Annotated in this window: 19 protein-coding genes and 2 tRNA genes; 13 read left to right on the plus strand and 8 right to left on the minus strand. The window is 70.6% G+C overall.

From position 1 onward, the window contains the following. Window positions 1-31 precede the first annotated feature (31 nt). On the plus strand, window positions 32-421 hold the full coding sequence (locus MUN33_RS06150) for a DUF1304 domain-containing protein (RefSeq protein WP_244804032.1): 390 nt from the start codon (window positions 32-34) through the stop codon (window positions 419-421). Window positions 422-573: 152 nt separating this feature from the next. Here MUN33_RS06150 and MUN33_RS06155 read toward each other — a convergent pair. Next, window positions 574-648: transfer RNA gene (locus MUN33_RS06155), tRNA-Gly, on the minus strand. Between the two features lie 191 nt (window positions 649-839). Between MUN33_RS06155 and MUN33_RS06160 the strand changes: the two genes are divergently transcribed. From MUN33_RS06160 to MUN33_RS06215, 12 genes are all read left to right on the plus strand, one after another. Next, window positions 840-913 (plus strand) — tRNA-Pro (locus MUN33_RS06160). Between the two features lie 300 nt (window positions 914-1,213). Beyond that, window positions 1,214-2,614 carry a trigger factor gene (gene tig / locus MUN33_RS06165; RefSeq protein WP_244804033.1) on the plus strand — a complete coding sequence of 467 codons (1,401 nt, stop codon included), beginning with the start codon at window positions 1,214-1,216 and terminating at the stop codon, window positions 2,612-2,614. A 254-nt stretch (window positions 2,615-2,868) separates the two neighbouring features. After that, window positions 2,869-3,438, plus strand: coding sequence for an ATP-dependent Clp protease proteolytic subunit (locus tag MUN33_RS06170; protein ID WP_244804419.1), 570 nt, complete (start codon window positions 2,869-2,871; stop codon window positions 3,436-3,438). 21 nt (window positions 3,439-3,459) lie between these two features. Then, a complete protein-coding gene (locus MUN33_RS06175) occupies window positions 3,460-4,131 on the plus strand; it encodes an ATP-dependent Clp protease proteolytic subunit (RefSeq protein ID WP_439647842.1) in 672 nt (223 codons plus the stop codon). A gap of 323 nt (window positions 4,132-4,454) precedes the next feature. Next, window positions 4,455-5,147: a protocatechuate 3,4-dioxygenase subunit beta gene (gene pcaH / locus MUN33_RS06180; protein WP_244804034.1), complete on the plus strand. Its 693-nt coding sequence runs from the start codon at window positions 4,455-4,457 to the stop codon at window positions 5,145-5,147. 30 nt (window positions 5,148-5,177) lie between these two features. Continuing rightward, complete coding sequence (gene pcaG, locus MUN33_RS06185) at window positions 5,178-5,882, plus strand: protocatechuate 3,4-dioxygenase subunit alpha (RefSeq protein ID WP_244804035.1); 705 nt, start codon at window positions 5,178-5,180, stop codon at window positions 5,880-5,882. 1 nt (window position 5,883) lies between these two features. Further along, window positions 5,884-7,224 (plus strand): lyase family protein, encoded by a 1,341-nt coding sequence (locus MUN33_RS06190; protein WP_244804036.1) that lies wholly within the window; start codon window positions 5,884-5,886, stop codon window positions 7,222-7,224. A 19-nt stretch (window positions 7,225-7,243) separates the two neighbouring features. Next, window positions 7,244-7,645 (plus strand): 4-carboxymuconolactone decarboxylase, encoded by a 402-nt coding sequence (pcaC, locus tag MUN33_RS06195; protein WP_244804037.1) that lies wholly within the window; start codon window positions 7,244-7,246, stop codon window positions 7,643-7,645. Then, on the plus strand, window positions 7,642-8,886 hold the full coding sequence (locus MUN33_RS06200) for a 4-hydroxybenzoate 3-monooxygenase (RefSeq protein WP_244804038.1): 1,245 nt from the start codon (window positions 7,642-7,644) through the stop codon (window positions 8,884-8,886). The genes pcaC and MUN33_RS06200 overlap by 4 nt, the downstream gene beginning before the upstream one ends. 3 nt (window positions 8,887-8,889) lie before the next feature. After that, entirely contained in the window at window positions 8,890-10,218 is a 1,329-nt protein-coding gene (locus MUN33_RS06205) for an MFS transporter (protein ID WP_244804039.1), read from the plus strand. A gap of 69 nt (window positions 10,219-10,287) precedes the next feature. Then, complete coding sequence (locus tag MUN33_RS06210; RefSeq protein WP_244804040.1) at window positions 10,288-12,186, plus strand: sugar phosphate isomerase/epimerase and 4-hydroxyphenylpyruvate domain-containing protein; 1,899 nt, start codon at window positions 10,288-10,290, stop codon at window positions 12,184-12,186. A 77-nt stretch (window positions 12,187-12,263) separates the two neighbouring features. Further along, window positions 12,264-13,160 (plus strand): shikimate dehydrogenase, encoded by an 897-nt coding sequence (locus MUN33_RS06215; RefSeq protein ID WP_244804041.1) that lies wholly within the window; start codon window positions 12,264-12,266, stop codon window positions 13,158-13,160. 140 nt (window positions 13,161-13,300) lie between these two features. Here the strand turns inward: MUN33_RS06215 and MUN33_RS14200 are convergent, their stop codons facing one another. From MUN33_RS14200 to MUN33_RS06250, 7 genes are all read right to left on the minus strand, one after another. Beyond that, on the minus strand, window positions 13,301-15,916 hold the full coding sequence (locus MUN33_RS14200) for a LuxR C-terminal-related transcriptional regulator (RefSeq protein WP_244804042.1): 2,616 nt from the start codon (window positions 15,914-15,916) through the stop codon (window positions 13,301-13,303). Between the two features lie 9 nt (window positions 15,917-15,925). Further along, entirely contained in the window at window positions 15,926-17,686 is a 1,761-nt protein-coding gene (locus MUN33_RS06225) for an FAD-dependent oxidoreductase (protein ID WP_244804043.1), read from the minus strand. Beyond that, a complete protein-coding gene (locus tag MUN33_RS06230; RefSeq protein WP_244804044.1) occupies window positions 17,683-18,546 on the minus strand; it encodes a sugar phosphate isomerase/epimerase family protein in 864 nt (287 codons plus the stop codon). Before MUN33_RS06230 ends, MUN33_RS06225 begins: the two co-directional genes overlap by 4 nt. Then, window positions 18,543-19,637: a Gfo/Idh/MocA family protein gene (locus MUN33_RS06235; protein WP_244804045.1), complete on the minus strand. Its 1,095-nt coding sequence runs from the start codon at window positions 19,635-19,637 to the stop codon at window positions 18,543-18,545. The genes MUN33_RS06230 and MUN33_RS06235 overlap by 4 nt, the downstream gene beginning before the upstream one ends. A gap of 89 nt (window positions 19,638-19,726) precedes the next feature. Next, a complete protein-coding gene (locus MUN33_RS06240; protein WP_244804046.1) occupies window positions 19,727-20,518 on the minus strand; it encodes an IclR family transcriptional regulator in 792 nt (263 codons plus the stop codon). Between the two features lie 25 nt (window positions 20,519-20,543). Beyond that, window positions 20,544-21,335: a 3-oxoadipate enol-lactonase gene (gene pcaD, locus MUN33_RS06245; RefSeq protein ID WP_244804047.1), complete on the minus strand. Its 792-nt coding sequence runs from the start codon at window positions 21,333-21,335 to the stop codon at window positions 20,544-20,546. 29 nt (window positions 21,336-21,364) lie between these two features. Further along, the gene (locus MUN33_RS06250; protein WP_244804048.1) at window positions 21,365-22,615 is read right to left on the minus strand and encodes an acetyl-CoA C-acetyltransferase; all 1,251 of its coding nucleotides are present in this window, start codon (window positions 22,613-22,615) and stop codon (window positions 21,365-21,367) included. Window positions 22,616-22,642: the final 27 nt, after the last annotated feature.

Raw genomic sequence — 22,642 nt, forward strand, 5'->3', positions numbered from 1 at the left:
ACCGTCCTACGAAGAAAAAGGCGATACTACGATGATTGTCACCGGCGCGGTGCTCGCGGTCGCAGCTTCACTGGTCCATGTGTTCATCTTCTACCTGGAATCCGTCGCCTGGCAGTCGTCGCGTGCGCGGGCGGTCTTCGGACTCACTGAGCAACAGGCGAACGACACCAGAGAAATGGCATTCAACCAGGGATTCTACAATCTCTTCCTGGGGCTCGAGGTTCTCGTTGGCGTGATCCTGCTCGCGGTAACCGCACATGGAGGTGCCGGGCTCGTGCTGACGCTGGCAGGTACGGCGAGCATGTTCGGCGCCGCTGCGGTGCTCTGGCTGACCTCCCCGGACAAACGGGGCGCAGGCCTTAAACAGGGGCTGTTGCCACTGGCGGCATTCGTCCTTCTCGCTGTCGGAGCCCTGACCTGACGCTGCGGCACGACACCGAAGGCGAACGACCTGTACCCGCACAGCAGTGAAGCCCCGGCCGATGTGGCCGGGGCTTCAGTGTTTCCGGACCGAGGTCCGGACCTGCACGACCCCGCGTCAAGAGAAAGCGGACGATCATGCAGGTCAGATAGTGGAGGGAGTGACGGGAATCGAACCCGCGTCTTCAGCTTGGAAGGCTGAGGTATTAGCCACTATACGACACTCCCGTTGGTGCGAGAACGACGATACACCACCATCCGGGAGTGCGGAAACCGGCAGGCAGGCACGGCTCCGGGGCGGCCACCTGGCGTCCAGCGTCCAGTGGAGCGGCGGTTACCGGGGCCCGCTGTTGTCCGGGGTCGCAGGCACCCCGTAACATCGTCGCCAGCAGAACTTCTGGTGACAGCGGTTCTGCGGCCGGGATATGGCGCAGTTTGGTAGCGCACTCGCTTTGGGAGCGAGGGGTCGTGGGTTCAAATCCCGCTATCCCGACGGGTATCGACCGGATGCCGGTCAGACCGGGTGCTCGGCCAGGCGGAATTCCCGGGGACAGGATCGACGAAGTCCCCGGAGAGCCGACCCCCGTGTCTGCCGTCGTCAGTAGCACGATAAAGTCGACAGCGACCATCACCGGTGGCAGCCTCCGGCCGTCCTTGCCCGCCCCTGTGGATCACCGCTCCGGTGAGCACGCAGGAGGCGGGAGAGTGAGACCCGGAGGTGACGCGGACGGACGATCCCGCGGCTCCACCGGCCGCAAGTACACATACCAAGAACACACAGGAGTGTGCATCCGTGAAGAGCTCCGTTGAACAGCTGAGTGCCACCCGCGCCAAGCTCACCGTCGAGGTTCCCTTCGAGGAACTGAAGCCTGAGTTCGACAACGCCTACAAGTCCCTCGCCCAGCAGGTCAGCCTGCCGGGGTTCCGTAAGGGCAAGGTCCCGGCGAAGATTCTCGAGGCCCGTCTGGGTCGCGGATCGATCCTCAATGAGGTTCTCAACGAGATGCTGCCGAGCCGCTACAGCCAGGCCGTCGAGGAGAACGACGTCAAGGCCCTCGGTCAGCCCGAGATCGACATCGCCGAGCTGGAGGACAACGACCACGTCACCTTCACCGCCGAGGTCGACGTCCGTCCCGAGATCGACGTCCCGGACTTCGCGGACCTCTCCGTCGAGGTCGACGCGATCGAGGCCGACGAAGAGTCCGTCGAGGCAGAGCTGACGAACCTGCGTGCCCGCTTCGGCACCCTGAAGGCCGTGGAGCGCGCCGTGCAGGACGGCGACTTCGTCTCCATCGACCTGACCGCCACCGTCGACGGCGAGACCGTCGACGAGGCGTCCTCCGAGGGCCTGTCCTACGAGGTCGGCACCGCCTCCCTCGTCGAGGGTCTGGACGAGGCTCTGGCCGGCCTGTCCGAGGGCGAGTCCAAGGAGTTCACGACCACCCTGGTCGCCGGCGAGCACGCCGACAGCGAGGCCCAGGCCACCGTGACCGTGAAGTCCGTCAAGGAGCGTGAGCTGCCCGAGCTGGACGACGACTTCGCCCAGCTGGCGTCCGAGTTCGACACCCTCGACGAGCTGAAGGACTCCCTGAAGTCCCAGGTCGAGGAGCAGCTCAAGGGCCAGCAGGCCGCCGACATCCGCGACAAGGTCCTGGCCGCGGCGCTGGAGAAGACCGAGGTCCCCCTGCCGGAGTCCGTCGTCAAGGAGCAGGTCGACGGCCAGGTCCAGCAGCTCGTCAGCCAGTTCGGTGGCGACGAGGCCGTCTTCGAGCAGATGCTCGCCGCCCAGGACATCACCCGCGAGAAGTTCGAGGAGGACGCCCGCGAGGGTGCCGAGGACTCCGTGCGTACCCAGCTGTTCCTGGATGCCCTGGCGGACATCGAGAAGCCGGAGGTCTCCCAGCAGGAGCTCACCGACCACATCCTGTTCACCGCCCAGCGCTACGGCATGGACCCGAACCAGTTCGTGATGCAGCTGCAGCAGTCCGGCCAGATCGCGAACCTGTTCGCCGACGTGCGCCGCGGCAAGGCCCTGGCGATCAACATCTGCAAGGTCACCGTCGCCGACGCCAACGGCACCTCGATCGACCCGAAGGACTTCTTCGGCGAGGAAGCCGACCTCGCTGACGGTGCTGAGGCTGCCGAGGGCGCCGAGGCCGCAGATTCCTCCGACGAGGAGAAGACCGACAACTGACGACACCGGACCGCTTTCGGTCCTGTCCGTCCAGTGTGTCCACCGCCGTGACACCGGGGTTGCCCGGTGTCACGGCGGTGTTTTCACATGCACCGGAACACCCACCGTGCGCTGACAGCGAACACGGCCCCGGGGAGGGGCACAGGCGGTGCGGGTTGACTACTCTGGTGCACAGTCCAACACGTGAACTTGAGCGAGGAGCATAAGTGAGCACTAACGACATGTCTGCCGGTCAGGCGCTGCGCCACGCGCAGATGTCCTCTACCGCGGGGATGAACCTCAACGACTCGGTGTTCGAGCGCCTGCTGCGCGAGCGCATCATCTTCCTGGGCACCCAGGTCGACGATGAGATCGCCAACAAACTCTGCGCGCAGATCCTGCTGCTCAGCGCGGAGGATCCCGAGCGGGACATTTCGCTGTACATCAACTCGCCGGGTGGTTCGGTCACCGCCGGTATGGCGATCTTCGACACCATGCAGTTCGCGCCGTGCGATGTCGCGACCTACGGGATGGGCCTGGCCGCCTCGATGGGGCAGTTCCTGCTGTCGGCCGGCGCGAAGGGCAAGCGTTACGCCCTGCCGCACGCCCGCATCATGATGCACCAGCCGTCGGCCGGTGTCGGCGGTACCGCCGCGGACATCGCTATCCAGGCGGAGCAGTTCGCACAGACCAAGCGTGAGATGGCGGAGCTGATCTCCGAGCACACCGGTCAGACCCTGGAGCAGATCCAGAAGGACTCCGACCGTGACCGCTGGTTCACCGCCCAGCAGGCGCTCGAGTACGGTTTCGTCGACCATGTGATCAGCTCGGCGAAGGAGCAGTAAGCAGAGATGGAAAGCAGCAACATGAACGGTTTCACCCACGCCAGCGAACTCACCGGTCAGGTCTCGGGCGCGCAGATGCCCACCTCGCGGTACATCCTGCCCTCGTTCGTCGAGCACTCCTCGTGGGGTGCCAAGGAGTCCAACCCGTACAACAAGCTCTTCGAGGAGCGCATCATCTTCCTGGGTACCCAGGTCGACGACGCCTCGGCGAACGACATCATGGCCCAGCTCCTGGTGCTCGAGGGGCTCGACCCCGACCGGGACATCACGATGTACATCAACTCGCCGGGTGGCTCCTTCACCGCCCTGATGGCGATCTACGACACGATGCAGTACGTCCGCCCCGACATCGTGACCGTGTGCCTCGGGCAGGCTGCGTCGGCTGCCGCGGTGCTGCTGGCGGCCGGTACGAAGGGCAAGCGGGCGGCTCTGCCGAACTCCCGCGTGCTGATCCACCAGCCCGCCACCCAGGGGACCCAGGGCCAGGTGTCCGACCTGCAGATCCAGGCGGACGAGATCGAGCGTATGCGTCGTCTCATGGAGACCACGCTGGCCCGTCACACCAACCGCACCGAGGAGCAGGTGCGTGCGGACACCGACCGCGACAAGTTCCTGACGGCCGAGGCCGCCAAGGAGTACGGCATCGTCGACCAGGTCTTCGAGTACCGCAAGCTGTCGGCCCAGAAGCAGTAGCAGGCCGCCTCGCCGGGGGACGCCGCGCGGGTGGACGGACACGGTCCGGCCACCCGCGCGGCGTTAGTCGTCCCAGGGCGCCCAGGGTGCCTCAGCGCCCGGGACGCGGGCGACGGTGCTGATGTCCATGCGTGTTTCCCCTTACCCTGACCCACCCCCCTAGGTGGACCCCGAAGCGAGGTGGACGGCAGGGAAACCGCAGGACAACCGAATGTCAGTCAGGAAAACCAGTTCACAAAGCGAACGAGTTTGCGCGTGGCGCACGGCCCGATACCGTGAGATGCACATCACGTTCCCGCAATCCCGCAGAAGGGGTCACGCCCATGGTTCCCATCAGTAACGTCGCCGTCGACGGAAGCTTCGCACCACTGCACTTTCCGGAGTACAGGACCACTGTGCTCCGCAACCCGAACAACGACCTGCTGATGGTGCCCGAGCGGCTCGGGGAGACCACCGGACCGGTGTTCGGTGAGGGGGCTCTCGGCGACGCCGACAACGACATGACCCACGCCAACGGTGGCGAGGCGATCGGTCAGCGCATCCTCGTCCACGGCCGCGTCCTCGACGCCGACGGCAAGCCGGTGCCCGACACCCTCGTCGAGGCATGGCAGGCGAACGCCGCCGGCCGCTACCGCCACAAGAACGACTCCTGGCCGGCGCCGCTGGACCCCCACTTCAACGGGGTCGCACGCACCCTGACCGACAAGAACGGCGCCTACAGCTTCTACACCGTGCAGCCCGGCTGCTACCCGTGGGGCAACCACACCAACGCCTGGCGTCCGGCACACATCCACTTCTCCCTCTTCGGCCGTCAGTTCGGCGAGCGCCTGGTCACCCAGATGTACTTCCCCGGTGACCCGATGTTCTTCCAGGACCCGATCTACAACTCCGTGCCCGAGGGTGCCCGCGAGCGGATGATCGCCGTCTTCGACTACGACGAGACCCGGGCGAACTACTCCCTGGGCTACAAGTTCGACATCGTGCTCCGCGGCCGCAACGCCACCCACTTCGAGTAGACCCCGCACACACCCGACAGGAGAAGACAGATGATCGACAGCGACCCCAACGGCCCGTACCGCTACCCGGTGTCCGACATCAAGGACCAGGACGAGGCACCGCGGGGCATCATGCCCTCGCAGACCGTGGGCCCCTACGTCCACATCGGCCTGACCATGCCCGGCGCCGAGAACCTCCTCGACGACGAGGCGGACACCACCGGAGGTGCTGCCGCCGACGCGGTCGAGGTGACGTTCTCGGTCACCGACGGGGCGGGGCACCGCGTCAAGGACGCCATGATCGAGCTCTGGCAGGCCGACGGCGACGGCATCTACCCCTCGCCCTACGACGAGCGCTCGGACGAGGACTCGGCGACCGGGTGGAACCCGCAGCTCGGCGCCGGTATCGGCCGTGGCTTCGTCGACGACGAGGGGGAGGTGACCTTCCGCACCCGCCGACCGGGCGCCGCGCCGGTGGCCGTCGGCGACAGTGGGATCGAGGCACCGCACCTCAAGGTGGCGGTGTTCGCCCGCGGTATCGTGGAGCGTCTGTACACCCGGGCCTACTTCCCGGCCGCCGACGGTGCCGACGGTGCCGACAGCGCAGCACTGGCCGCCGACCCCGTGCTGGCGGTCGTCCCGGAGGACCGTCGAGGTCTGCTGGTGCTGACCCAGGAGGGGGAGAGCTCCTACCGCATGGACATCGTCCTTCAGCACGACGACGCCACCGCAGAAACCCCCTTCTTCCGTGTCTGACATGTCTGACGGCTCTGACGTGAACGGGCACCGGCACCCGCTGGACGGCGTCCTGACGCGTACGCTGTACGGGGACGTCGCGTCCGGTGACACCACGGCAGCGGCCGCGCTCTCGGACGCGGCGTTCATCGCGCGCATGGTCGACGTCGAGGCCGCTCTCGCGTCCGCCGTCGGCGACGCGGGTCTGGTGGACCCGGCGTCGGCGGAGGCGACCGCGGAACTGGTCGGTGCGACGACCCTCGACGGCGACGCCCTCGTCAGGCTCGCCGAGGCGTCGGTCGCCGGCGGCAACCCCGCGATCCCGCTCGCCCGTCTGCTCAAGGACGCGGCCACCGACGCCGGTCTCGGGACCGCCGCAGTGCACCGTGGGGCGACGAGCCAGGACATCATCGACACCGCACTGGTGCTGTGTCTCCGCGACGCCGGTCACGCGATCCTCACGACCGTGGGCGCCCTGACCGCGGACCTGCACGCGCTGGCCCGGGAACACCGGACGACCCCGGTCATCGGCCGCACGCTCGGCCAGCAGGCGGTGCCGACGACGTTCGGCGTCGTCGTCGCCGGGTGGCTGCGGCAGACCGCCGTCGCCGCGACGCGGCTGCGCGACGTCCTCGACGCGCTGCCCGTCCAGTACGCCGGCGCGGCCGGGAACCTCGCGTCCACCGCGCCGTCGGGCCTGGCCGTGCACGACGCACTGGCGGCCCGCCTCGGACTGCGGTCGACCCCGGTGGTCTGGCACACCGACCGGCTTCCCCTGGTCGATGTCGCCACGGCATTGGCGGCGCTGGCGGGTGCGGTCCGCAAGATCGCCGGCGACGTCATCGTCTTCTCCGCCACCGAGGTCGGTGAACTGCGCGAGTCGGCGCCCGGTGGGTCGTCGGCGATGCCGCACAAGGCGAACCCCGCCGCGGCCATCGCCGCCGACGGATACGCCCGGCGGACCCCGGCGCTGGCCGCGACGATGCTCGACGCCATGGACCAGCGGATGCAGCGGGCGACCGGGGCGTGGCACGCCGAATGGCAGACCGTCCGGGACCTCGCCGCGGCGACCGCGGGCGCGGTGAACCGTACCCGCGCCAGCATCGATGGCATCACCGTGGACACCGCGGCGATGCGACGCAACCTCGCCCTCACCGACGGTGCCGTCCTCGCCGAGGCACTGGGACGCCACGTCCCGCGTGCCGAGGTCGACCGCGCCGTCGCCGACGGGACGCTCGGTGAGCTGATGGAGCAGGCCGCACGCGACCACGGCTTCAGCACCGACCCCGCCGACCACACCGGGCACGCCGCCGACATCGTCGACGCCGTGCTCGACGACCCGGCCATCCGACACACCTCCTGACGACCTGGAAGGAACCCCCATGAGTGAATCCGACGCCTACGCCACCGGCCGTGACGCCGCCCACGAGCGCGGTATGCGCAACCGCCGTGCCGTCCTCGGTGACGAGCACGTCGACCGGTCCATCGCCAAGAAGACCGCGGTCACCGAGAAGTTCCAGGACTTCATCACCCGCACGGCCTGGGGGGACGTCTGGGAACGCCCGGGGCTGGACCACACGCAGCGTCGGCTGCTGACCATCGCGGTGCTCACCGGGGTGGGCAACGACGGGGAGCTCGACATGCACATCCGCGCCGCCCTGCGTGCCGGCGTCGACGCCGACACCATCGGCGAGGTGCTGCTCCACACCGCCGTCTACGCCGGCGTGCCGAACTCCAACCACGGGTTCGCCCTGCTCAACGCCGCCGTCGAGGACCTGTCGTGAGTGAGTACGTGCCCGTCGCCATCATCGGTGCAGGGCCGGCGGGGCTGACCCTGTCGCACCTGCTGCACCAGCACGGCGTGGAGTCCGTGGTGTTCGAGTCCCGCTCGCGTGAGGACGTGGAGACCACCGTGCGTGCCGGCATCCTGGAGCAGGGCACGCTGGACCTGATGCGCCGGACCGGTGTCGGCGAGCGCATGGAGCGTGAGGCCGACATCGACGAAGGCATCGAGATCTCGGTGCAGGGTGAGCGCACCCGTATCGACCTGACCGGGCTCACCGGGCACACCGTGGCGGTGTACCCGCAGCACGAGTACCTCATCGACCTGGTGGCCCGACGCCTCGCCGACGGCGGCACCGTCCTGTTCGACACCACCGTCGACGCCGTCAGCGGTACCGGTGGGGCGGACGTCACCGATACCGACGTCACCGGCAGCGGGCCCGCGGTGGTCGACTACACCGACGCCGCGGGACGGCCCGGCCGCGTGCGCGCCGATTTCGTCGTCGCCGCCGACGGGTCGCGGTCGCCGTACCGGGGACTCGTCGCCGGCGCAGGGACCGACGGCGCAGGGGCCGACGGTGCGGGACGCCACCGGCACGAGTACCCCTACGCGTGGTTCGGGGTGCTGGTCAACGCCCCCAAGACGCAGAAGGAACTGATCTACGCCACCCACCCCGAGGGGTTCGCGCTGATCTCCACCCGCTCGGACACCGTCCAGCGCTACTACCTGCAGTGCGACCCGTCGGACACCGTGGAGGACTGGTCGGACGACCGCATCTGGGAGGCGCTGCACACCCGCGCTGACTCGCCCGACCTGCGCATCGCGGAGGGCGAGATCTTCGACAAGGCGGTCCTCCGGTTCCGCTCCGCGGTCACTGAACCGATGCAGAGGGGCCGGTTGTTCCTCGCCGGCGACGCCGCCCACACCGTCCCGCCGACCGGCGCCAAGGGGATGAACCTCGCCATCGCCGACGTCGCGGTGCTGGCCCCGGCACTGGTCCGGGCGCTGCGTGGACGCCCCGGCCTGCTGGCCGACTACTCCAGTATCGTCCTGCCGCGCATCTGGCGGGCCCAGCACTTCTCCTGGTGGATGTCGTCGATGCTGCACCAGGCCCCTGAGGCGACGACATTCGAGTCCCGTCGTCGTCTCGCCGAACTGTCCTCCGTCCTGTCCTCCGAGGCGGGACGCCGTTACCTGGCCGAACAGTACGTCGGCCGTGATCTCCCCGAATTCGAGGTCTGACTGATGCCCACCACCGCCACCCGGTCGACCGCAACCCGGTCCACCGCCGTCGTCACCGTCCTGTGCTGGATCGCCGTCCTGCTGGACGGGTTCGACCTGGTCGTGCTCGGCACGACGATCCCGTCCATGCTGGACGACCCCGCCTGGGACCTCAGCGGCGCCCAGGCCACCCAGATCACCACCATCGGCCTGGTCGGCATGACCATCGGTGCCCTGGTGATCGGTTTCCTCACCGACAAGCTCGGCCGGCGCCGGGTGCTGATGAGCGCGGTGCTCCTGTTCTCGGTGTTCACCCTGGGCCTGGCGTTCACGACGGACGTCATGTGGTTCTCCCTCTGGCGGTTCCTCGCCGGGGCCGGCCTGGGTGGTGCGCTGCCGACGGCGATCTCCCTGGTCACGGAGTTCCGGTCCGGACGCAAGGCCGGCTCGGCCTCCACGACCCTGATGACCGGCTACCACGTCGGCGCGGTGCTCACCGCCCTGCTGGGCATGTTCCTCATCGACGCCGCCGGCTGGCACGCCATGTTCATCGCCGGCGCCGTCCCGGGCCTGATCCTGGCCCCGGTGCTGTACTTCCTGCTGCCGGAGTCGCCCGCCTACCTGCGGATCAAGGGTCGCGTCGCAGAGGCTGAAGCCATCGAGCAGGCCTACGGGCTGCAGGTCGACACCGAGATGGACAACCTGCAGGAACAGGAGGAGGGCGGGAACACCGACGGGATCCGCGCCCTGCTGCAGCCCACCTTCCGGGTCAACACCATCGCCATCTGGGCGACGTCGTTCATGGGCCTGCTGCTGGTCTACGGCCTGAACACCTGGCTGCCGCAGATCATGCGGGAGGCGGACTACGACCTGGGGAACTCCCTGGCCTTCCTGATGGTGCTCAATGTCGGTGCCGTGGTCGGGCTGTACATCGCCGGACGGGTGGCGGACATCCACTCGCCGCGCAGGACCGCGCTGATCTGGTTCCTGTGCTCGGCGGTGTTCCTCGCGCTGCTGGCGATCCGCCTGCCGCTGGTGGGGCTCTACGTCATCGTCTTCCTCACCGGGGTCTTCGTCTTCAGCTCCCAGGTGCTGATCTACGCCTTCGTCGGGGAGAACCACCCGTCGTCGGCACGCGCCACCGCCATGGGCTTCTCCGCCGGTATCGGACGCCTCGGTGCGATCTCGGGCCCGCTGCTCGGCGGCATCATGGTCACCGCCGGTGTCGCGTACCCGTGGGGATTCTTCGCCTTCGCGGTCGTCGGGGTCCTGGGATTCACGATCTTCTCGTTCTCCCGCACGCTGCGACCGTCCACCATCGCTGCGGTGGAGGGAGGGGCGTCGCGACCCTGAACCACGCCCTGCCCCGGCACTGCGCCACCGACACCGTGAGATCGTCGTCCAGAAAGTGAAGCAGAACCCATGAGAACCTCCGTAGCCACCGTGTGCCTGTCCGGTACCCTCGCCGAGAAACTCCGCGCCGCCGCCGACGCCGGCTACGACGGGGTGGAGATCTTCGAACAGGACCTCGTGGTCTCCCCGCATTCCCCGGAACAGATCCGGGCCAGGGGAGAGCAGCTGGGACTGAGCTTCGACCTGTACCAGCCTTTCCGCGACTTCGACGGTGTGGACGAGGAACAGTTCGCCGACAACCTGCGCCGCCTCGAGTCGAAGTTCCGGGTGATGCAGCGGCTCGGGATGGACCTGATCCTGATCTGCTCGAACGTCGCCACCGCCACCGTGGACGACGACCGGGTCTGCGCCTCCCAGCTGCGCCGCGCCGGCGAACTGGCCGCGCAGTACGGCATCAGGTTGGCCTACGAAGCCCTGGCCTGGGGGAAGTTCGTGAACACCTACCGGCATGCCCACCGCATCGTGGAGTTGGCGGACCACCCCAACGTGGGGACCTGCCTGGACAGCTTCCACATCCTGTCCCGGGGTGACGACCCCGCGGGGATCGCCGAGATCCCCGGGGAGAAGATCTTCTTCCTCCAGCTCGCCGACGCCCCGCGCCGCGACATGGACCTGCTGTCGTGGTCGCGGCACCACCGGGTGTTCCCCGGCGAGGGCGACTTCGACCTGGTGGAGTTCCTCCGGCTGGTCACCGTGGCGGGGTACGACGGGCCGGTCTCCCTGGAGATCTTCAACGACTCCTTCCGCCAGGCCGACGTCACCCGCACCGCCGTCGACGGGCTGCGTTCGCTGCGCTGGCTCGAGGACCAGGTCTACCGGGAGCTCGACGCCACCGCCGGTGCCGACCCCGCCTCGTACCCGGTGGGTCTGGCGGCGCTCCCGGAGGCGGCCGTCCCGACGTCCTACAGTTTCGTCGAGCTGCACACCGGTCGGCTCGGGGAGATCACCAAGCTGCTCCACCAGCTCGGTTTCGTGCTCGGCGGGTACCACCGCACCAAGGAGGACTTCCAGGTGTGGGTGCAGGGCGACGCCCGCATCGTGGTCCGCGACCTCGGTCCCACCGGCAGCGACACCGTCATCGACAGTTTCGGTGTGGACGTCCTGGGCGCCGAACGCTCCGCCGCCCGGGCCGTGAAGCTGTCGGCGGAGCCGCTGATCCGGCAACGCCGGGAGGACGAGGCGGAGCTCCACGGGGTGTACACGCCCGACGGCACCGGTATCTACTTCTGTGAGGCGACCGGCGACGGCGTCCCGGTGTGGGCCGAGGAGTTCGGCCTGGTCGGCGAGGACGTCCGGACCATCGACGCGGTCACTGACGCCCACTCGCGGATCACCGGGGTCGACCACGTCGGGCTGGCGCAGCGCTGGCACCGGCACGACGAGGCGGCCCTGTACTTCACCTCGGTGCTCGGCCTGCAGGCGCACGCGCCGGACGCCGTCCCGAGCCCGGCCGGCTACGTCCACTCCCGGGTGATGTCGGCGCCGCAGGGTGACTTCTCCCTGACGCTCAACGTCGCCCCGGAGGGCAGCGAACAGGGCGACTTCCTCGCCGCGTCCTACCCCGAGCACGTCACCCTGGAGGTCACCGGCATCACCGGGCTGGCCCGCCGCGCCCGACGCCGGGGCCTGGAGATGCTGCCGGTACCCGACAACTACTACGACGACCTGGTGTCGCGGTTCAACCTGGACGAGGAGACCGTCGCGGAGCTGCGCGAGTGCAATGTGCTCTACGACCGCGACGAGCACGGCGAGTACCTGCGCTTCTACACCGGTACCCTCGGGACGATGTTCTTCGAACTCGTCGAACGACGCGGGGACTACGCCGGGCACGGCGTGGACAACACCCCGGTCCGCCTCGCCGCCCAGTACCGGGTGCTGCGCGACGCAGCCCGCGGCATCCCCAGCTGACCCGGGCGCCCTCCGGGGCGCCCCCCGGTCGTCCCGACCACCACACACGAGTACCCACACGAGAGAAGGTAGCCGCCATGACTTCCACGACGACTTCCACGACGACTTCCACGACCGACGCACCCGCCCGTAGTTTCCTGCTGGGACTGATCGGCACGGACCTGTCGCTGTCCCGCACCCCGCCGATGCACGAGGCCGAGGGCCTCGCCCAGGGCCACCCCACGGTGTACCGCCGCATCGACGTGCTCACCGACCGCCTCAAGGAGCGGACGCTGGAGCAGCTGCTGTCCAGCGCGCTGGACCTCGGCTTCGACGGCCTCAACATCACCCACCCCTTCAAGCGTGAGGTGGTGGCCCTGCTCGACGAGATCGACCCGGTCGCGGCACGTCTCGGCTCGGTCAACACCGTGGCGATCCGTGACGGACGGACCGTGGGCTACAACACCGACGTGACCGGCTACGCCCGTGGCCTGTCCGAACAGCTGCCGGACGTGGCGAAGCGCTCGGTGGTCCAGGTCGGCGCCGGGGGAGTGGGCAACGCCATCGCCTTCGCCCTGGCGGAGGCCGGTGTGGAGCAGCTGCAGATCCGCGACGTCGACGCGTCCCGTGCCGCCGAGCTCGCCGAGAACCTGAACACCGCCACCGGGACCTCCATCGCCACCGGTGGTGGCACCGAGGGTGTCGAGGACGCCATCGCCGCCGCCGACGGGGTCGTCAACGCGACTCCGCTGGGCATGCTCAGCCACCCGGGGACGTCCTTCGACACCTCCTGCCTGACTCCGGGGCACTGGGTCAGCGACGTGGTGTACATGCCGGTGTCCACCCAGCTGCTGCAGGAGGCGCGGGCTGTCGGGTGCCGGACCCTCGACGGCACCCACATGGCCGTCTACCAGGCGGTGGACGCTTTCGGGCACTTCACCGGGCTGGCCGCCGACGCCGAGCGGATGCGGGCGACGTTCCAGTCGCTGGGCTGACCGCCGGGCTTTGAACCTTCGCACCCGGTAAGAGACTTATTCTCGCAAAAGCCCAGGTCGCAGAAAAAGAAGCGCATTATGGGGTGCGAAGGCTGCCGGTTGCCGCCAGCCACCGCCAGCCACCACCTGCCGCCGACCACTCACCGCCGCTGCAACGCCTCCGACAGCCCGGCGCGTCCACCGATCCCGAGCTTGTGGTAACAGTTGGTGAGGTGGTGCTCCACCGTCTTCGTCGACAAGGTCAGCTCCCGGGCGATGTCCCGGTTGGTGGAACCGTCGGCGGCCATCACCGCGATCTGCTCCTCCTGGGTGGTCAGGACCCGTGCCTGGTGCGCGGGTGCCCCACCGACGCCGTTAACACCGCCATCCCCGCCGTCACCCCCGGGCAGGGTCACTCCGGCGGCGCGGCGTTCCTGCCGGCAACGCTCGACCATGGCGGGCGCGCCCATCGAGGCGAAGACCTCCTCGGCCCGGGCGAAGACCTCGTCGGCACGTCGACGGCGGCCGAGACGCCGCAACACCTGTCCGTACTCCAGCAGGATACGCGACTGGTAGGCCCGCATCGGGGTGTCGGAGATGATCTCCACGGCCTCGTCGAAGCAGCGCACCCCGGCCTCGACGTCTCCACGGCGCAGCAGGATGCTGCCGCGCGGCACCCGGAGCTTCGCCGCGAGGGACGACAGTCCACTGCCGCCGGCCCGTTGCTCGGCCTCGGAGACCACGGCGTCGGCCGCCCGGATCCTCCCGGCGCGGACGAGGCACTGGGCGTAGACGTCCTCCCAGGGCCAGAAGCCCGGCTGTTGGGTGTCCTTCTCGGTGCCGATCCGGGCCAGTGACTCGCCGACCCGCAGTGCGGCGACCAGGTCGCTGCTGGTGGAGGTGGTGATCATGCGGCTCATCGCGGCCGGGAGGCGTTGGATGAGGAAGGATTCGGGGTCGTCGGGCAGTCGGCTGGTGTACTGGCGGGATCCGGGGTGGTCGCCCTGGAAGGCGGCGACCTGGGCACCGGTCCACAGCAGGACGGGGGCCAGCAGGGTGCTGCCGTGGGCGTCGCCGGTGGCGAGGCCACGTTCGACGGTGCGTCGGGCGGTCTCGAAGTCGCCGAGCACGTAGTGGGTCCGGGCGAGCCAGGCGTCGCGCCAGATCCGCAGGGGCGGGGTGACGGTGTCTTCGGCGTCGTCGGCGGGTAGCGGGGCGGAGAGCAGTCCGCGTGCGGCGAGGGGGTCGTCGTTGACCAGGGCGAGCCATCCGTCCATCAGACGGTGGGGGAGGTCCGGTCGGCGGGCCGGGGTGTGGGTGCCGTCGATGATGCTGGTGGCGACGGCGGTGAGTAGGTCGTCGCCGGCGGTGGTGGCGTGGCCGAGCATGGCGTGGGGTTCCCAGTCGGCGAAGGCGAGGACGGCGCGCTGACGTGCGGTGTCGGTCCAGCTGCCGGGGAACGCGGCGCCGTCGAGTTCGGCGTGGGCGCGGCGTCGGTCTCCTGCGTGCATCGCCAGGGAGGACGCCACCGGTGCGGGTGCGGGGTCGCCGTGCCACCAGAGCCTGGCTGCGGGCATGTCGCCGGCCTTCGCCAGGGCCTCCACGGTGGCGCCTGGGTCCGTCGGCGCCGTCGCGGCCGTGCTGTCGGGGAGTGCGGTCAGCACATCGGCCGCCGCCCGCCACCGTCCCTGGTCGCGGTACTGGTCGGCGAGGTGGCGCATCTGCGTGGTCACCTCGTCGACCTGTCCCGGGCCGCCGGCCAAGGCGGCCTGGAGCCGGTGGTACAGCGCGCGGCCGGGGTCAGGGTGCACGCCGGCCGCGCGGTCGTGGAGTGCGGCGGACACCGGGGGCGGGGTCTGCTCCAGGACGACGGCGCGGTGACGGGGGTCGCGGAAGACCACGGCCGGCCCCGGGACGGTGCGCAGCAGCCGGGAGAAGATCTCGTCGCTGCCGTCGCTACTGTCGTTGCCGTCGCTGAGCTCGCCGGTGAGGTCGCGCAGCAGGGTCAGCGGGACGGGCCCGGCGTCCGGGCCACCGGCCACCGCCACCGCCCGCAGCAGGGCGGTGAGCCGGGACCGCGGCACTGTCGTGCCTGCCGCACCTGCCGCGCCGGTCGTACCGACGATGCCGTCCACCGTCTCGGCGAGGGAGGCCGCCCACCCGTCCGGGGCCGCGGGGTGGCGTCCGGACCTGACCCCGGCCGGGTCGCCGTGCACCAGGGAGGTCAACAGGTCGACCCGCCCACCGGTGGTGGTGTGCAGGTCCATCGCCAGGCGCGGACGCGGGGCGGCGCCGGTGGCGGTCTCCACCACCGTCCCGACGTCGTCGACGGTCAGCGGCGGGACCACGACCTCGACGTCCCCGCGCAGCAGGCCCGCCGGGACGGCCCCGGCGGCAGCATCCGGATCCGCCACGGTGCCCACCACCATGAGCCGCGAGGCACGGTCACGCCGGGCGGTCTCGGCGTGCAGCCTGGTAAGGGCGTCCGCGGTGGCGAGGTGGAGGTCCTCGACCAGCAGCAGCGTGTCGCCGGATCCGCCGTCCGCCGGCAGGTCCGGCAGCGGGCGTGCCCCGGGGACCAGGCGGGTGTGCACGACCGTCCACGTCGGCGAACCGGTGGCGACGTCGTGCAGGACCCCGGCCGCGCCCCCGCCCGACCGGTCGCGCAGCACGACGACGAGACCGCAGCCGGCGGCGACGGTCTCACGGTGGGCGAGGATCTCCCTGACCTGCGGGTGGTGGAGGCGCGGGGAGGTCCCGCGGTGGGCGACAGACACCCGGACAGTCTACCGGGACCGGCGGGCTCCCCCGGCCATCTCCCGTCCGGCGACGTAGCCGAACGTCAACGCCGGCCCCAGGTTGATGCCCCCGGCCGGGTAGAACCCGCCCATCACCGAGGCGCGGTCGTTGCCCGCGGTGTACAGGCCGGGGATCGGGGAACCGTCCTCGCCGAGTACCCGGGCACGCCCGTCGGCGGTGATGCCGGCGAAGGTGCCGAAACTCCCGGGCAGCACCTTCACCGCGTAGAACGGCCCCTTCTCCACCGGCGCCAGCGACGGGTTCGGCCCCACCGCCGGATCCCCGCCGTAACGGTTGAACGGCGTGGAGCCACGGTGGAACTCCGGGTCCTCGCCGCGCCGGGCGTTGTCGTTGAACTGCGCGACGGTGGCCTCCAGCCCGTCGGGGTCGATCCCGCACTTCCCGGCGAGTTCCCGCAGCGTCCGGCCCTTCACCAGGTACCCGTTACGCACGTAGGGGAACAGCGGCACCGGGAACGGCTTGGCCATCCCCAGCGGGTAGCGACGGACGAACGTCGAGTCCGCGATCTGCCAGGACTGCACGGGTTCGCCCTCCGGGGCGGCCGAGATCATCGCGTCGACGTAGTCGTAGTAGCCGTTCGCCTCGTTGACGAAGCGGCGGCCGGTGGACACCACACCGATCGACCCGGGCTTGGCCCGGTCCATGATGTGCGGGAACGTGCCGACCTTGCCGTTGAGGTAGGGGACCTCGGAGACCGGGCACCACGCCGCCGGCGACTTCAGGTCCGTGGTCACCGCCGCACCCACGGCCCGGGCCATACGCAGGCCGTCACCGCAGGCCTCCGCCGGCGCCAACGTCCGGTGCTCCTGGCCGGTGGGGGTACGGGGGAACAGGTCACGGCGCAGCTCCACGTCCGCCGGGAAACCACCGGTGGCCAGCACGACGCCGCGGGAGGCGGTGAGTGTGCGGGTGCCGTCGGGCCCCTGCACCGTCACCCCGGTCACCCGGCCGGTGTCGTCGGCGGTCAACGCGTGTGCGGCCGTACCGGTCAGCAACGCCACGCCGAGGTCGTCGGCGGAGGCGGCGAGCCGGCCGATCATCGCGGCGCCGTTGACCATCTGCATGTTGCGGCGGTGCACCACCATGTCCCACATGTGCACCAGCACCCGCCGGGCGGCATGGAACCAGCCGCGGACGTCCCCGCGGGAGGCCGACAGGAACTTCTTCAGGTCCGGACCGGCCATGATCCCCATCCCCAGGAAGGACGTCTCGTAGAGCTGGTGGCGCAGCTTGGCACGCACCTCCGGGCGGACCTTCCGGCCGTTGAAGGGGGTGGGGCCCACCGACCGGTGGCCGGTGCCCGCACCCGGCAGGTCACCGTAGATGTCCTTGATCGCCGTCCCCGGGGTGAACTGCAGCTGTGTCCTGGTGTGGAAGAAGTCGACCATCTCCGGGGCGGCGTCCAGGAACGCGTCGATGTTGTCGTCCTGGTAGTGCTCGCCGATGACCGAACGCAGGTAGGTACGGAACTCGTCGGTGTCCTCGACCACCCCGTCGCGTCGGGCGAAGCTGGTCCCGGGGGTCCATGCCCAGCCGCCGGACCAGGTCGTCGCCCCACCGAGGACGTCGGACTTCTCCACGACGGCGACGGACAGTCCGTGGTGTGCGGCGGTGACGGCCGCGGAGAGGCCACCGGCGCCGGAGCCGACGACGACGACGTCGTACTCGGTGCGGTCGGGTGACGGTGCGGGCGAGGGTGCGGGTGACGTTGCGCGTGACTCGGTCATGGTGTCTGTCCTCCGGTGGGGGTGGGGGTGATGCTGTCGAGAAGGTGGGTGGCGGAGTCGTGCAGGTGGCGGATCCACTCCGCGGCGCCGCGGCGGGCGAGTTCCCCGTCGTGGGGACACTCGACGCTCACCGGGAGGTCGTCGCGCAGCGGCCGCAGGTAGCCGGCCAGGTCCTGGTCACGGTCGCCGGGGGCCAGGCGTCGTGCCCGGGACTCCTCGACGAGGCCCTCCAGGGTGGCCGGTGGTCGTGCCGGGCTGTCGCACAGCTGCACCATGTCCACCAGGTCGGCGACCGCGGCGAGTTCGTCGGCGGTGGCGTCGAAGCGGGCCAGATGCAGGGTGTCCGGCAGCACCCGGGCACCGGTGGCGGAGGCGATCCCGGCGGCCACGGGCAGGGAGCGCACACTGCGGTAGGAGATCGGCTCCAGGGCCGGCACCACGCCGAACGCGGCGGCGTCCTGGACCAGCCGTCCGAGGGTGTCGGTCAGCCTGGCCAGGTCGTCGTCGCCGGCGGCGACGGTGAACCGGGTCGCGCCGACGGCCTGGGACGCCTCGAGCGCCGGCAACCAGGTGTCGCGGCCGGTGTCGGCGTCGATGCGCAGGAACTCGGCGTCGACCACCGACAGGCCGGTCTCCTCCAGTGCGGTCAGGGTGTCGGCAAGCAGCGCGGACCCCGGCGACAGGTCGTGGACGGGTTCACTGTCGGTCACCGCCAGGACGCGCAGGCCCACGAAGTCGAAGCCTGCCTCGGCGGCGAGGCGTACAAGCCGGTCCGGGGGCACCGTCAGCGCGGAGAGCGGGGCCAGGCCCAGGGGCCGTGTCCGGGGCCCTTTCTGGGGCCTTTTCCGGGGAGGGGTCACCGGGTGGCCTCCCCGGACAGGCGGACCGGGGCCCCGGTGCGCGAGGATTCGTAGACAGCCAGCAGCACCGCCAACGACCGGGTGGCGTCGTGGCCGGTCACGGCCGGTTCGCGGCCCTGGCGGACGGCGTCGACGAAGTCGGCGACCTGGGCGGTGTGGTGCGGGATCAGGGCACCGTTGATTGTGCGCAGGTCGGCGTTGGCCACCAGGTCGGCCGGGTAGTCCGGGGTGGTGGTCACCGTCCCGTCCACGGCGCGCAGCACGGCGCGCCCGTCCGTGCCCTCGGGGTACTCGAGGATGGCCCGGGTGGCACCGGAGGATGCGGTGACCTGCACGCGGGCCCCGAGGGAGGTGTCGGCCGCGGTGGTGGCGGTGATCGTGGCCAGGGCGCCGGAGGCGAAGGTCACCGTGGCCACGGCGGTGTCCTCGACCTCGATGTCGTGGGTGAAGGTGGCGATCCTGCCGGTGACCTCCACCGGTTCGCCCATCATCCAGACCATCAGGTCGATGTAGTGGATCGCCTGGGTCATCAGCACGCCGCCGCCGTCGCTGTCCCACGTGCCGCGCCAGGGGGTGGCGGAGTAGTAGGTGGGGTCGCGGTGGAGCAGGACGGTGCACTGGCCGAGGACCGGCTCACCGAGGTGACCGGGTGTCAACGCCTGCTTCATCTCCTGGGCGGCGGGCCAGAAGCGGCGCTGGAACAGCACGCCGAGCTGGACACCGGCGGCGTCGCAGGCCTCGGTCATACGCTGCGCCGACGCCAGGTCCACGGCGACGGGCTTCTCGCACAGGACGTGGACGCCGGCCGCCGCGGCGGCGAGGACGACCTCCTCGTGGGTGGGGTGCGGGGTGCACACCGAGACGATGTCGACGCCGGTGGCCAGCAGCTCGGCGACACTGCCGACGGCCTCCGGGACGCCGTACTGCGCGGCGGTCTCCCGGGCACGGTCGGGGTCGATGTCGCAGACGACGGTGACCTCGGCGCCCTCGGCGGCGGCGAAGGCCTCGAGGTGGTTACGGGAGATGGCGCCGCAGCCGACGATCCCGACCTTCAGGACGGTGTCGGTACGGGGCTTGTCGGGGTTCGGCATAGCTGATTCCACACTCCTCGGGGTGGTGGCGACCGGTAGGGATGCTCCCAGGGTAGGGAGTGTCCGGGCAGGTCACGAGGGCGTCCCGTTCAACGGGACACCAGGGGTGGCCACGGGGAGGTGCCGGGGAGCCGGGGAGGACGGCGACCGTCGAGGGCGGCGGCGAGTTCCCGGCCGGCACCGGTCAGGGCGCCGAGAACCCGGTGGTGGTCGCAGCGCTCCGTGCGGGCGACCACGCCGACCGAGCAGAGCACGCTGCCGGTCCGGTCCAGGCAGGGGACGGCGAACGAGGTGTTCTCGGCGACCATGCCGCCGACGATGTGCCCGTACCCGCGACGCCGGATGTCGCCGAGGTGCGCCAGGAGCGTACCTGTACCCCGGCCGGCCAGCTGCTCGTCCACGACCCGGTGGACGGTCGCCTCGTCGGCGTGGGCGAGCATGGCCAGGCCCGTGGAGTTGTCGTGCAGCGGCAGGCGGGAGGCGTGTCGGCTGATGATCCTCAGCGGGTAGCGGGCGTCGTAGCGTTCCAGGTAGAGCACGCTGAGGGTGTCGAAGTCCGGGACGGTCAGGCAGATGTGGTGGTCGATCCGGGCGTGCAGGTCCTCGAGCACGGGGCGGGCGATCTCCCGGAGTTCCTCGACCGGGTTGCAGCGCACCGAGGTCTCCCAGGAGCGGATGCTCACCGACAGCGTGTGGTCCTCATGCCGGTGCAGCATGCCCACCGCGGTCATCTCGGTCACCAGACGGTGGGTCGTCGACCGGGACAGGCCTGTGGCGGCGGCGATCTGCGCGGCGGTGAGCCGGGGCCGGTCCGCGTCGAAACAGTCGAGGATCCGCATCGCCCGTTGCAGCACCGATTCCCCGGAGCGGGAGTTCGCCATGGCCGTTACCCGTCGTCGTTCGGTGTCAGCTGGCCAGAAAGCCGCGGAGCAGTCCGTTGACCGTCTCCGGCTGCTCCAGGTTGGGCAGGTGCGCGGCAGGGGACAGGACCACGTAGGACGACCCGGCCACGCCGTCGGCGATGACCTTCACCGTCTCCGGGGTGGTCGACGGGTCGTGTTCCCCGGCGATGACCAGCGTCGGCACGGTGATCTCACCGAGCCGGGCGGTGAAGTCCCACTGCGACAGCGCGTCGCAGCAGGTGGCGTACCCCTCGTCCGGGGTGGCGGCGACCATGTCGCGGAAGTGGGCGGTGGTCGCGGGGTTGCGCTCCAGGAACGCGGGGGAGAACCAGCGGCCGATGACGGCGTCGGCGAGGGACCCGACCCCGTCGGTGCGGGCGGCCTGTGCCCGGTCGACCCACCCGGAGGGCTCGCCGAACTTCGCGGCGGTGCAGATGAACACCGCGCGGTCGACGCGTCCGCTGGTGGCAGCCAGGTACTGGGCGACCGCCCCGCCGAGGGACAGGCCGACCACGCTGAAGCGTCCCACGCCCAGCCCGTCGAGCGTGTGCAGGACGTCGGCGGCCAGGTCAGCCACCGTCGGGGTGGTGCCGGACGGTGCCGCGGGGGAGGCGCCGTGGCCGCGGTGGTCCAGCGCGATGACCCGGCGCCGGTCGCTGAGGGCGTCGAGCTGGGGCAGCCACATCTCGGTGGTCGACCCCAGCGAGCCGAGCAGCACCAGGGTGTCGGCGTCCGCGGGGCCGTACACGTCGGCGTGGAGGGTCAGGGGAGAGGGTGTCGGTGACGGTGACGTCATGTCTGTTCCTTCGTGTGCGGGGGTTGCTGTCAGGCGTGCTCGGCGTCGAGGACCGCTGCCAGGCCCTGCCCGCCGCCGATGCACATGGTGGCCAGGCCGCGCAGGTTCTCCCCGCCCCGACGGCGCAGTTCGTGGCAGAGGGTCACGAGCATACGGGCGCCGGTGGCCCCGACGGGGTGGCCCAGGGAGATGCCGGAGCCGTGCGGGTTCAGGCGGGGGTCGTCGGCGGCGACACCCCATTCCTTGAGCACCGACAGCGCCTGGGCGGCGAAGGCCTCGTTGAGTTCGATGACGTCCATGTCGTCCAGGGTCAGGCCCAGGCGGTCCAGGACACGCGCGGTGGCCGGGACCGGGCCGATGCCCATCGTCTCCGGGGCGACGCCGGCGACGGCCCAGCCGCTCAGGCGGGCGAACGGCTCGAGGCCGATCTCCTCGGCGCGGGCGCGGGTGGTGACGATCATCGCGGCGGCCCCGTCGTTCTGGCCGGACGCGTTGCCGGCGGTCACCGTGGCCTCGTCGTCCTGGCGCCCCATCACCGGCCGTAGTCCGGCGAGCTTCTCGGTGGTGGTGCCGGGGCGCGGGTGCTCGTCCCGGTCCACGACGGTCTCCGGGTCGCGGCGGCGCCGACCGGGGACGGTCACCGGCACGATCTCCGCGTCGAACAGGCCCTCCTCGACGGCCTCGACGGCGCGCCGGTGGGACTCGGTGGCCAGCTCGTCCTGCGCCTGGCGGGTGATGCCGTACTCACGGCGCAGGTTCTCGGCGGTCTCGATCATCCCGCCGGGGATCGGGTGGTTGCGCCCGCCGGCGGAGGCGCGCCCTTCGGCGAGACGGTCGTGCAGGACCAGGTCGCCGCCCTTGACGCCCCAACGGATGGAGCCGTCTACGGAGTAGCCGGTGCGGCTCATCGACTCGGCACCCCCGGCGATGATCAGGTCCGCGGCACCGGTCGCGACGTGGGCGGCGGCGGTGACGACGGCCTGCAGGCCCGAACCGCACCGGCGGTCGAGCTGCATGCCGGGCACGCTGTCGCCGAGGCCGGCGTCGAGCGCGACGACGCGGCCCAGCGCCGGTGCGGCGCCGTCGGGGGAGGCCTGCCCGAGGATGATGTCGTCGATGCTGTCGGCGGTCAGGCCGGTGCGCTCCACGATCGCGCTGACGACGGTGGACGCCAGGTCCTGGACCGGGACGTCGGTGAACGCGCCGCCGTAGGCTCCGACCGGGGTGCGGAGCGGGGAGCACAGGACGACGTCGGTCGGTGCGGGGGAGGTGCTGGTCATGGGATGGTCCTTATCTGTCGGGGGTTC

The organism is Corynebacterium kalidii, from assembly GCF_022869005.1.
GTDB lineage: Bacteria > Actinomycetota > Actinomycetes > Mycobacteriales > Mycobacteriaceae > Corynebacterium > Corynebacterium kalidii.